The organism is Bacillus sp. WC2503 (assembly GCF_052682895.1).
In genome coordinates this window covers 2,024,812-2,036,251 of sequence record NZ_JBQYMD010000001.1, presented here as the reverse complement: position 1 = coordinate 2,036,251, position 11,440 = coordinate 2,024,812, and the positions used below count along the sequence as shown (strand labels likewise).

The window sequence follows — 11,440 nt, the reverse complement described above, 5'->3', positions numbered from 1 at the left end:
AAGAACTCGCCTTTTTAAATAGAATAGGAGTAAACCAAATGACAAAAAACTTGCAGTTATCAGCCGAAGAGATGCGTCAGTTAGGATATCAAGCTGTGGACTTGATTGTTGATCATATGAATCATTTAAAAAGTAAACCAGTTTCGGAAACAATTGATAGTAATATTTTTAGAGACAATCTAATTGAAACAATTCCAGAAAACGGATCCAACCCAAAAGAGTTACTTCATTTTCTTAATAACAATGTGTTTAATCAAATTACTCATGTGGACCATCCTCATTTTATGGCTTTTGTGCCAGGTCCGAATAATTATGTTGGTGTAGTAGCAGATTTTTTAGCAAGTGGGTTTAATGTATTCCCTACAGCTTGGATAGTAGGTGCAGGTGCGGAACAAATTGAATTAACGACAATCAACTGGTTAAAATCAATGCTAGGATTCCCTGATTCAGCTGAAGGGCTATTTGTCAGTGGCGGTTCCATGGCTAATTTGACTGCACTTACTGTAGCGAGACAGGTCAAGTTGAATAATGACATAGAAAATGCGGTTGTGTATTTTTCTAACCAAACTCATTTTTCTGTAGATCGAGCACTTAAAGTATTAGGTTTTAAAAATTCTCAAATTTGCCGAATTGAAACAGATGAAGATTTAAAAATTTCAGTTAGTACTTTAAGAAAGCAAATAAAAGAAGATCGATTAAAAGGAAAAAAACCATTTTGTGTTATTGCTAATGCAGGGACAACGAATTGCGGAGCAGTTGATGCTCTTAATGAATTGGCTGATCTCTGTAGTGATGAAGATGTATGGCTGCATGCGGATGGGGCTTATGGGGCTGCAGCAATTCTTAGCGAAAAAGGAAGGGAGTTGTTAAGTGGAATTCATCGTGCCGATTCTTTGACGTTAGACCCGCACAAATGGCTTTTTCAGCCTTATGATGTTGGTTGTGTACTCATTCGAAATAGCCAATATTTAAGTGAAACATTCCGTATGATCCCAGAGTATATTAAGGATACAGAAACTAATATAGAAGAAAAAGTGAATTTTGGGGAGCGTGGAATTGAACTTTCTCGTAGATTTAGGGCATTAAAGGTATGGCTTTCTTTTAAAGTATTTGGAGTCTCAGCTTTTCGCGAGGCAATTGCTCATGGCATTATGTTGGCTGAACAAGTTGAAGAGTTTTTAAGGAAAGAAAAAGATTGGGAAGTGGTAACACCTGCACAGTTAGGAATTGTTACTTTTCGTTATATTCCATGTGAGCTAACATCTACAGATACAATTCATGAAATAAACAAAAAACTGGTGGAAGAAATTAATCAAAGAGGATTTGCTATGCTAAGTACGACTAAATTAAAAGGAAAAGTAGTAATTCGACTTTGCTCTATCAACCCAAGGACAACAAAAGAAGAAATAATTCAAATCATGATGAACATAAAAGCATTGGCAGAGGAAATAAACACATCGCCTAAACATCTTATATCCGTTTCTCAACCTTGATATATTAGGTGAATTTTACACATTAATAGCCGATTCTAAATGAGAATCGGCTATTATACTATTTACGAGTGTTTTTCTTGTATAGGGATTAAGCCTCAACCTTAGAGACTCTTTTGAAACCGGTCTTTACTGCTTGTACCATTTCGTTTACAGCGTAAATAGATACATCGGCATTTTGATTTAACCCTTCAAACCAGTGATAGGCATTTGGATATAAATGAAACTCGACATCAACACCAGCTTGCGCTAGTTTGCTTACATAGGTTAATGTTTCACTGCGGAATGGATCTAATTGGCCAACAAATGTGTAAGTATATGGTAAGTCACTATAATCCTCCGCTCGGGAAGGCGCTGCATAGGCAGGGATTTTATCCGTTCCATACATTTCTCCTAAATACATTTTCCACCCAGCTTCATTTGCTTTTTGGTTCCAAACAAATCCCTCTTTAATTTCATTCGCTGAAGGTGTATTATTTCGGTCATCAATCATTGGATATAGTGGCATTTGTAAACAAATTGAAGGATATTTTCGATCTCGCGCTAATAATGATAATGCTGCTGTTAGTCCACCGCCAGCACTTACTCCTGCAACCCCAATTCGATTCGAATCAATGTTTAATGACTTTGCATTATCAGCGATCCATTTTAAAGCTGAATAACAATCCTCAATTGGTGCTGGGTAAGGGTGTTCAGGTGCTAAGCGGTAGTCTACAGATACGACCACACAGCCAGCTTCTTTTGCAAATCTCATACAAGTATCATCGTTATCATCTATAGAACCTAAGATATAACCACCACCATGTATCCATAATAAGACAGGTAAAAATTCATTATTTGATTTTGGACGATAAATTCTTAATGGTAACGGATTATCATCAGGTCCAATAATGATTTCATCAGTTAACGAAAGGGATTCATCAACAACGGTAGGTGGTCTCATTTGAGCTATTCCTTCTCTGATTGATTGCAAGTTTTCCGGGCGTAAATCGAGATCTGGAAACATCTCTAACCCTTGTAATAACTCTGGATTTACTCTTGTTTTCATTTTAGCACCTCTATTTGTAATTGTTTTCGAATAAATGAAGTGTATTCTAAGTAGTTTAATTGTGAAAAAACATCACAATTAAATTGTAAATTGAATATGTCTTAGCAGTCAACAGAATATTCGGAAATCAGAACCTTTCTCAAGAAGGAGTTTCATGCAACCAGTAATACAAGTGATTAATTTAGGAGTAAAGTGTTTTCATGTCGTTGTAGTTATTTACAAGTAGTTTTCTAATTGAACCAAGAGGTGATCCGTTTTATTTTAATGGCATATTGCAACGGATACATGTTCGAATTCATATTCGGAAAGGATTAATACATTTGTATTCCTTAATATATAATTTAGGAAAATACTCATGGGCCGGCATTAATATAGGAGAACAGTACAAATTAAAATAACTGTTTAAAAAAATTCCTTTTATTTGGTTAGAAAAGGAGTAAATTCTTTTTTCCTTATATAGAATCATGAAGAAGTATGAAAATCAGAATTTATAATTCAAAAGCCAGCTTGAAGTAATTGCAATAATTACTTTGGATAGTAATCTTAAAAAAATAAAAAAAGAGAAGAACTCACCAATGTTCTTCTCTTTTTTTATGTGTAATTAGGGTTTCCATAATTGTAGATATGGATGGTGTAAATGAATGGATGAATAACTTACTCTTAAAATTATAACAGAACAAATAAAGCATTTTATATGTAATATTGCATAAACAAGCTAAACAACAATAATATCTGGTGAATAAGTAGCGCTTTTCCATATGGCGAGTTTATTTCATAGTTTCTTCCTAAATTCTATATCATTTTCCAATCATGCAAGGTTAAGGGAGGTGACAATAGAAAGATTTAAAAATGAGCTCAGTATAAAATAAAACATTATAAGTATAAAATCCTGTACTTAGTAATCTCTTGTTTTAAAGCATGACATTGGGAAAGTGTGGGGAGTTCAATCGATTCTGAATAAAATTGATAGTATCAGTTGCAATTTTTTTACGTTTAAGAACAATCCCAGCATGCCCACATGTATAAATATATCGAGTAGGTTTTTCCCAAGATGCCCACAAGTAGTCCGTATCCTCACGGTGCACATATAGATCGTGCTTGCCTGAAATTAATAAAATATTTTCTTTTTTCACTTTTGGTAATGCTTGACTCGGTTCAGTGATTTTCCAATAATCTATTAAATCATTATACGTTACACCATGATGTTCCAAATCTTTTCTAATGAATTTACCTGGATTTGTCTTCCAAATTGAATATGAAAGTCGATTCGCGTAGAAAATGGATGCCAATACATCAATGTCTGATTCAACAAGAGCTGTTAGGTTTGTAATAACCCCACCTAAACTGATTCCTATTAAAATCAAGGGACCATTTTTATTTGCTTTAATCCATTTAATCAAAGTTCGTAAATCAGCTACCGCTTGTCTAGTGGCTTGTACAGTTCGTTCAATATTAGCACTTACCATGTACTCTCCACTGAATAGGGATTGGTTGGGTTTTCTTTCAAAATGATAGGGTAGAGTAAAATAATACATATTCCACTTCAAGTTAGTCATATGGTCGTGAAATATTTTTTTTACACGTTCGTTAGAATCCATTCTCCAACCGTGAACGAAGATGACATGAGGTGCATCTTCGTTTTCATGTAAAAATAATTCCCCAGTTACAGAATCGTTGCGTGAATCACCAGATTGAACCGAGCTTTTATATTTGAACTGTCCAACCATGTATTCCTTTTCTTGCTTTGCATGCTTAATGTTAAAATGAATATTAGATGGTTGTACTTTATAAAAAAATTCTATATCCTTTATATCTAGTGCGGTGTTAGAAAGAGAAGTATATTGAAACTCTCCACTTCTTTTTTTGTGCAAATCATACAAGGCGTATCGATCAATGAGTTTTGAAAAAATCAAATTAACTTCCTCCAAAATACATATTGTTTAAAACATGGACAAAATTTATGTTTTATTTATACTGTAAATTAAATTTAAAATATTTTTTTCGTCTAATAGTACGTGCTTGAATTATAAAGCCAGGTGATAAATTTGTATATTATAAAACTAACAATAAAATAAAACCATAAATAATTTATACTACAATTTAAAAGACAAGTTAATATTCTCATTTATATGAGAGAACATTAACTTGCTTATTTTCGTATCAAAAGATACACCGTTTGAAGTAATGTAATTTAAATGATGAACAATGTATCAATTAATATATTTTATTCAGTGATAGTTACTATAGTTTTCGAAGCCGGTAGTCAATGAACCTTACAATATGCATCTTTTGGGTATATAAATAACAATATTCATTAAAGAAAAAGTTTTAATCCTTCATGAGAATCTTTAAATCCTAATTTCTTATAAAATTGCAACGCTTCCTGTCGTTCTTTATCTGTTGTTAACTGTACTAAATGACATCCCCGCAATGTAGCACGTTGAATAGCCCATTTAATAAGTTTAGTTCCTATACCTTTACCACGTTTTGATGAGACTGTCCGTACCCCCTCAATAGTAGCTCTCCAACCCCCTTGACGTGCAATGTAAGGCGTAAATGTAATTTGTTGAAGACCAACAATCTCCGTCCCATCACACGCTACAATCAACTCATTATTTGGATCACAATCAATAGCATGAAATGCTCTTATATAACTATCAGGGAGTGGTGTTTCATAGCGCTCTCTTTTATTGCCTAAAACATCATCAGCAAGCATTTTTACAATATCATCTAAATTATCTGCCGTAGCAATCCTAAATGTTATAGTTTCTGTCACTATTAAAAAACCTCCTTAATGTATGCACTTGTTACTTTTATTTTACTTGTTTAAATACAATAGGTTAAATTATAAAATATTATGAGTCTCTATAACTTTTTCTTATAGATAACATAAAAGCCTAACTTATAAAATGATATATTAGGCTTTTTAACACAATATTATTATTAAAAAATCCGACCAACTTCAATAAAACGCCATATTCATTAATGGATTTTTATATTTAACAAACCACATATAACCATTCAAATAGGGTGCTTTTAATTAGTTCTATAGAAATTACATAATAAGCATAGATTTGTAAGCTCTCATTCAATGAATCTTAATATATATGGACTAGCTCCTTACCAATATTCTTCACCAAAGTCATTGAATAACTACACATAAACTCCTTATATCTCTAGATAAACTACCGATTCGCTCCATATAGACTCTAGATAACCTATATAGAATATAAGTTATCAAGGAGGTAAGGAAAAAATGAACTTTATGAAAAGAGCAATTCTCAGTATGAAAAAAAGAGTAGGAACATCATTAATTTTGATGGCAGTCTTCCTAATTGTTACAAATTTAGTGTTGGCAGGATTTACAATCCAAAATGCATCAAAAAAAGCTGCGGATGCAGCAAGAAAAAAACTAGGTGCAGATGTTACTTTAAGTCTTGATTTTGACAAATTAGGTCAACAGGCTCAGGAAACTGGAGAGATGCCTAATCCACCGAAGCTCAACACGAAAGAAGCAGATCAGTTAGCGAAGTCAAAGTATGTAAAAGACTATAATTACATAAGCAATACATTCGGAATCTCGGATGGACTTAAACTAGTAGGAGCTTCAGAAGGAGAAGGAGAAGAAGAAGGAAAGGGTAAAGCGGGAATGGCGGCTGTACGAGGCGGTTCAAGCTCCGGTACAGAAATAGATATGAATGCTTCCTTTATGATTGAGGGAGTTCGCAAGACTGCATTACAAGAAAGCTTTAAGAACGGAAAAAGTAAAATCATTGATGGGAAACCAATTACAGAACAGATGAAAGATCAGAATGTAGCTTTAATGGAAAAACGATTAGCGGAATTAAACAATTTGAAAGTAGGAGACAAAGTTAAAGTGCAATCAGGGGATAAGAAGGAAACCCTCGAGGTTGAAATTATCGGTATTTACGAAACGAATGAGCAAGCAATGGGTCAACAGGCCCCTCCTATAATGGATCCAGCTAATAAACTATATATGCCGCATTCAACTATGAAAAAATTTGAAGTAGATCAAGGTATAAGTAGCATTCAAGTCGTGTATTTCTTGAAAGACCCACAAAGCATTGAAGCATTTAAAAAAGAAGCAAAAAAATCTAAGATTAATTTTAATTACTATAAATTAGATGCACATGATTCATTGTACAAACAAATGATTGGGCCTATCGAAAATATCTCATCTACTTCTCAAATGATTATTTATATTGTATCAATTGCAGGTGCGATTATATTAGGATTAATCATTATGTTATCGATTAAAGGACGTCGTAAAGAAATGGGGATTCTATTGTCCATTGGAGAAAAAAAGTGGAAGCTGATGGCGCAGTTCGTAGTAGAAGTAGTATGTATCGCTATTTTAGCTTTTGGATTATCCATAACAACAGGAGCTAAAGTTTCTCAATATATAGGGGATAATTTACTTTCAAGTGAAGTTGCTACAGCAAGCGAAGAAACAAACAACCCGCAAAATGGGACTGTAATGATGTCTGGACCTGGTGGAACTGTACAAAATCAAAAAGAGGATCCGATTGATAAAATTGATGTAAGTGTAACAGGAGAAGATGTAGGCAAAATGGGAGGGATAGGACTAGCTATTGCTATATTAGCAACGCTTCTTCCAGCATTATCAATTCTACGTTTAAATCCAAAACAAATTCTTTTAAAAGATGAATAAGGAGGATCGATATGGAAACGATTTTACAATTTAAAAATTTGGATTATTATTATGAAAGTAATGGGAAAAATGTAGCGATACTAGATAATGTTAATTTTTCTTTTCAAAAAGGGCATTTCTACACAATTTTAGGACCATCTGGATCTGGTAAAACCACAACTCTGAGCTTAGGTTGCGGACTGGATGTCCCTAAAAATGGTTATGTCCTGTATAATGGAAAAGATATTCGAAAAATTGGTTTGGATCGATACCGCAATCAACATGTATCTGTAATTTTCCAATCTTATAATTTGATTACCTATATGACTGCTCTTCAAAATGTCCTAACAGCAATGGAAATTACAGGTGTTAAAGTGCAAAATAAAACTGCAAGGGCATTAGAATTATTAGAAAAGGTAGGACTCACAGAAGTAGAAGCGAAACGTAACGTTCTGCAACTAAGTGGCGGGCAACAACAGCGTGTAGCAATTGCTCGAGCATTATCTTGTAATGTTGATTTACTGATTGCGGATGAGCCAACAGGAAACCTCGACGAAGAAACGGCAATGGATATAATAGAACTGTTTCAAGAACTTGCACATAAAGAAAATAAATGTATTATTGTTGTGACGCACTCACAGGAAGTTGCTAAAAAATCTGATCGTGCAGTTTATTTAAGTAAGAAGAAGTTAGTAGTAAATGAAATTTAAAATAAACACTCTAGGTTTTTAATTCACATAATATTGAAAAAATATTTCTTCAAATATTAATAATTGATATACAATAAAACCAAGCCATAATCAAAATGGTCTCCCTGTATTGAATGTTAAGATAGTTTGTTGTTCCTTTTTTAACAATATTAAAAAAAGAACTTGTAGAATATTCTACAGGTTCTTTTTGTTATGACCGGTTAACTATATCAATGAGGAATTATATATGAAAAACAAGACATTACCTAGATATATGATCTAAATACCGTCCTGTTTAATTGTTTATCTGTATAGTTATTGAAGAATTAAACCTACAATCATAATGAAACTAAATACTATCATCCAACCAAACGCACAATAGCCGAAAATTCTAATCCATTTAGGTAATTGATTCATGTTAACTTTATTTGTGGGAATTCCTTGCATAGAAAACATCATTTTTTGATCTCTATCCCTATTATTTTGTTGTTCATACATAATATCATCACCCTTCAAGAACAATTGTGTTTATAGTATATCAGTCTGGAGATAATTAAGCACAGAATATTCGACAACTATAGTGAATAAACGTGTATTCCAGTGCTGCATACTAAATTTCAAAAAACTAAAATTGGATTACTCAAAAGCTATATATAAAGTATTTGCTCATTTAAAACATAATCACCCTTTTAACAAGAGATGCTTATTATTTGGTATTGAATAATTTAAATACATTCAATGATACTTCTTAGCGTTTATATACGTAAATGTCTTTCAAACGATATGTACCGTAAAGTAGGAGCAGCTTACATTCATGACTATTATTATTTATTCGTTACTTTTAAAACATCTAACACTATTTTCGTTGCATCTGCAATAAGCTTATCATCGTACTTCGCATCCTCTTTCGCATGATTAGAAAGTATCGCAAGAATAATTGGCTTCTTATTTGGTGGCCAAATGATTGCGATATCATTCCTTGTTCCATAAGATCCAGAGCCAGTCTTATCGGCTACTTCCCATTCTCCTGGAACTCCAGCACGAATTAAGTTGTCCCCCGTAGTATTTCTTTTCATCAAATCTATTAAAAAGTTTCGTTTCTCAATTGAAAGTATATCGCCTAGCGCGTAGTCTTGAAGACTAGTAGCTAATGCCTTTGGGGTACTAGTGTCACGAGTGTCTCCTGGCTGCACTTCGTTTAATTCTGGTTCAAAACGTTCAGGATTTGTGACAGTATCTCCTATTTCTCTCAGTGATTTTTTGAATTCACTTGGCCCACCTAATTGCTTAAGAATAAGATTTTGTGCAGTATTATCGCTATATCGAATGGAAGCATCCGCAAGTTCTTTCAAAGTCATACCTGTATCTACATATTTTTCAGTAATTGGATTGTAATTCACAAGATCTTTGCTAGTATACTTAATTCTTTGTTCTAAATCTTCTATTGATTTCTTTTGTAACAGTGCTCCAACAGCAAGTGCTTTGTGGGTAGATGCGTATGCAAAACGTTCATCTGAACGATAAGTAACAGTTTGATTCGTACTTGTGTCCAATGCATAAATACCAAGTTTAGCATCATATTCTTTTTCAAGTTTAACAAAAGAATGATTACTTGTATTTTCTTGTTTTGTTTGTTTCGGAGGTTCGGATTGAATATTACTATTGGAACAGCCTATAAGCGTTACACATGAAAGTAATACTACAGGTAGCATCTTTTTATAATGCGAAATGTGAAAAAACTTCTTTGGAACGATCATACATTTTCAACCTCTTTCAAGAATTTATGGATTTTGTATTGGTATTTTACATACCAATACAATTAACAAATGTACAGGATAGGACTCATCTTGTATTTCTTGCATTACAAAAGGAGAGAACTACCAAGAACACCTTTTTATACGTAATAGACAATCTAAGTAACACATTTGTTCCATTTATGAGTACGGTTTTTAATATATCCATTAATTTTATTTATAAAAATCACAAAAACAACAAGCTCCATCACAATATCATCGGAAATATTATCTAAAGACGATGATTTTTCAAATGGCTTTTATCCTAGACGAATTAATGTCATGTTGTGGCTACGCAGATACATTGCTGACCATCTGCACGTTTGGAAGCCTGAAGACCACTTTATCTTTAGTAAACAATAAGATTTACAAAGTGAGAAACAATGAGAGGATTCCTTTTTTTCAACTAAAGGAGAGCTTTAGTTTATGGGACCTTCCTTAGTCTTTCTTTTTAGGGAATACCACATCACCATCAAGCTAAGGAAAGCTGTCTTTAAACCAGAAACTTATTCTATCCAAGGAAATATATTGCATTATATAATAAATACTATACCATTCTTACAAATAACGGGAGAGACTCTATGAGAAACGTAATAATTTATTTCGGAATCTTTTTTATGATTGTATTAAGCGGTTGTATCCGATTTGGAAAAGACACCACAAATACGATTTATCTCATTCCTGAAGCGTACGAAGGAGATTTAGTGGTACTATACAATGTACCTGGAGCGGAATTGTTGCCAGAAGAAGATGGTTTTCGTGTAGTTACATTCACCTCAGACGGAACCGCAGTAACATCTACAGCCGATATGAAATATGGTACGGTCAACGATACCTATTACACGGTAAACAAGGAAGGGAAGCGCACAAAACTTGACGAGAACTGCATACGCGCTGGTTCAAATGGAAGCACTACTGAAAACGTTGGTGAAGAAAATGAGCACACTTTCCCATATGCAAAATTTGAAGTTACACAAAGTTCATGCTCACAAAGCTTTTCATCAAATGGAAGAGAAGTACCAGAAAATCAAGAACATCCTGTAGAAAATAAGCTGCGGGACTTACTGGCACGTGTAAAAGAGCAGTATATGAAAGTGAAAAGCTAGATTTTTAAATTTTAAAAAGGGTGAATTGATGAATGATGTTAGGGATAGGATTGATTGTGTTAGGCATTTTAATTGTTAGCATTGTATCTTACCGAGAAATAAAAAAAGCAGGGGGCGTAACCTGGATCGAAATTGTATTCTATCCCTTTGGATTATTAATAGGTGCGCTACTAGACCACTTTGATCTACCAGAGTTTTTAATCCTGTTAGGTTTACTATGTATTGTATTTGGTAGCTGTATGGTCATGGGCGTCAATATTTTATAAAATTGAGAGTTAAGCATCTGAATCAGATGCTTTTTTATTTTATTCTGTAATTCTTATTTTTAATGTCTTGTATGGTGAAAACTAAGGCACATAGGGATAGCAATGCAAGTATAAAGCTTAACCAGTTAAATGTACTGTCCATAATAAGTATTGAGATGAAGATGCCATAAAAATAAATTAACATCGCAATAAAAAGATATGCATCACGTTTTAAAGACTTTAAAGTTCCTATTCGTTTCACCTCTACTTTCTGATGTTATGTTACAAAAAAGAACCCGCACATCTGCAGATTTTCCAGATTATGATTTTTAAATATGTAACTCAGTTCTAACGATATAATATGTTGAGTTACTAAAAAATCAAATATAAAATTGTA

The 11,440-nt window shown here is 33.3% G+C and carries 10 protein-coding genes; 5 read left to right on the top strand and 5 right to left on the bottom strand.

Annotation, left to right across the window (positions count from 1 at the left end):
- Positions 1-38 precede the first annotated feature (38 nt).
- The gene (locus ACUN26_RS10395) at positions 39-1,493 is read left to right on the top strand and encodes a pyridoxal phosphate-dependent decarboxylase family protein (protein WP_000164820.1); all 1,455 of its coding nucleotides are present in this window, start codon (positions 39-41) and stop codon (positions 1,491-1,493) included.
- An 88-nt stretch (positions 1,494-1,581) separates the two neighbouring features.
- Here ACUN26_RS10395 and ACUN26_RS10390 read toward each other — a convergent pair whose 3' ends face one another.
- From ACUN26_RS10390 to ACUN26_RS10380, 3 genes are all read right to left on the bottom strand, one after another.
- Positions 1,582-2,538: an alpha/beta hydrolase gene (locus tag ACUN26_RS10390; protein ID WP_000857948.1), complete on the bottom strand. Its 957-nt coding sequence runs from the start codon at positions 2,536-2,538 to the stop codon at positions 1,582-1,584.
- Positions 2,539-3,449: 911 nt separating this feature from the next.
- The gene (locus ACUN26_RS10385; RefSeq protein ID WP_000577691.1) at positions 3,450-4,451 is read right to left on the bottom strand and encodes an alpha/beta hydrolase; all 1,002 of its coding nucleotides are present in this window, start codon (positions 4,449-4,451) and stop codon (positions 3,450-3,452) included.
- A 401-nt stretch (positions 4,452-4,852) separates the two neighbouring features.
- Positions 4,853-5,314 (bottom strand): GNAT family N-acetyltransferase, encoded by a 462-nt coding sequence (locus tag ACUN26_RS10380; RefSeq protein ID WP_000140906.1) that lies wholly within the window; start codon positions 5,312-5,314, stop codon positions 4,853-4,855.
- A 480-nt stretch (positions 5,315-5,794) separates the two neighbouring features.
- Between ACUN26_RS10380 and ACUN26_RS10375 the strand changes: the two genes are divergently transcribed.
- A complete protein-coding gene (locus ACUN26_RS10375) occupies positions 5,795-7,231 on the top strand; it encodes an ABC transporter permease (RefSeq protein ID WP_001010239.1) in 1,437 nt (478 codons plus the stop codon).
- A gap of 11 nt (positions 7,232-7,242) precedes the next feature.
- On the top strand, positions 7,243-7,920 hold the full coding sequence (locus tag ACUN26_RS10370) for an ABC transporter ATP-binding protein (RefSeq protein WP_000447845.1): 678 nt from the start codon (positions 7,243-7,245) through the stop codon (positions 7,918-7,920).
- A gap of 294 nt (positions 7,921-8,214) precedes the next feature.
- Here ACUN26_RS10370 and ACUN26_RS10365 read toward each other — a convergent pair whose 3' ends face one another.
- Together ACUN26_RS10365 and bla are read right to left on the bottom strand one after the other, a co-directional pair.
- The gene (locus ACUN26_RS10365; protein ID WP_000273228.1) at positions 8,215-8,397 is read right to left on the bottom strand and encodes a hypothetical protein; all 183 of its coding nucleotides are present in this window, start codon (positions 8,395-8,397) and stop codon (positions 8,215-8,217) included.
- A gap of 326 nt (positions 8,398-8,723) precedes the next feature.
- Positions 8,724-9,656 carry a class A beta-lactamase gene (gene bla, locus ACUN26_RS10360; RefSeq protein ID WP_000636873.1) on the bottom strand — a complete coding sequence of 311 codons (933 nt, stop codon included), beginning with the start codon at positions 9,654-9,656 and terminating at the stop codon, positions 8,724-8,726.
- A 617-nt stretch (positions 9,657-10,273) separates the two neighbouring features.
- Here bla and ACUN26_RS10355 point away from each other — a divergent pair.
- Both ACUN26_RS10355 and ACUN26_RS10350 read left to right on the top strand, forming a co-directional pair.
- Positions 10,274-10,798, top strand: a complete 525-nt coding sequence (locus ACUN26_RS10355) for a DUF6843 domain-containing protein (protein ID WP_001246653.1) — start codon at positions 10,274-10,276, stop codon at positions 10,796-10,798.
- 32 nt (positions 10,799-10,830) lie between these two features.
- Complete coding sequence (locus ACUN26_RS10350) at positions 10,831-11,064, top strand: hypothetical protein (protein WP_000979111.1); 234 nt, start codon at positions 10,831-10,833, stop codon at positions 11,062-11,064.
- The last annotated feature ends 376 nt before the right edge of the window (positions 11,065-11,440 follow it).

Coding starts and splice junctions, on each gene's coding strand:
- ACUN26_RS10395 (WP_000164820.1), top strand. CDS start 39: ATGACAAAAAACTTGCAGTTATCAGCCGAAGAGATGCGTCAGTTAGGA.
- ACUN26_RS10390 (WP_000857948.1), bottom strand. CDS start 2,538: ATGAAAACAAGAGTAAATCCAGAGTTATTACAAGGGTTAGAGATGTTT.
- ACUN26_RS10375 (WP_001010239.1), top strand. CDS start 5,795: ATGAACTTTATGAAAAGAGCAATTCTCAGTATGAAAAAAAGAGTAGGA.
- ACUN26_RS10370 (WP_000447845.1), top strand. CDS start 7,243: ATGGAAACGATTTTACAATTTAAAAATTTGGATTATTATTATGAAAGT.
- ACUN26_RS10365 (WP_000273228.1), bottom strand. CDS start 8,397: ATGTATGAACAACAAAATAATAGGGATAGAGATCAAAAAATGATGTTT.
- bla (WP_000636873.1), bottom strand. CDS start 9,656: ATGATCGTTCCAAAGAAGTTTTTTCACATTTCGCATTATAAAAAGATG.
- ACUN26_RS10355 (WP_001246653.1), top strand. CDS start 10,274: ATGAGAAACGTAATAATTTATTTCGGAATCTTTTTTATGATTGTATTA.
- ACUN26_RS10350 (WP_000979111.1), top strand. CDS start 10,831: ATGATGTTAGGGATAGGATTGATTGTGTTAGGCATTTTAATTGTTAGC.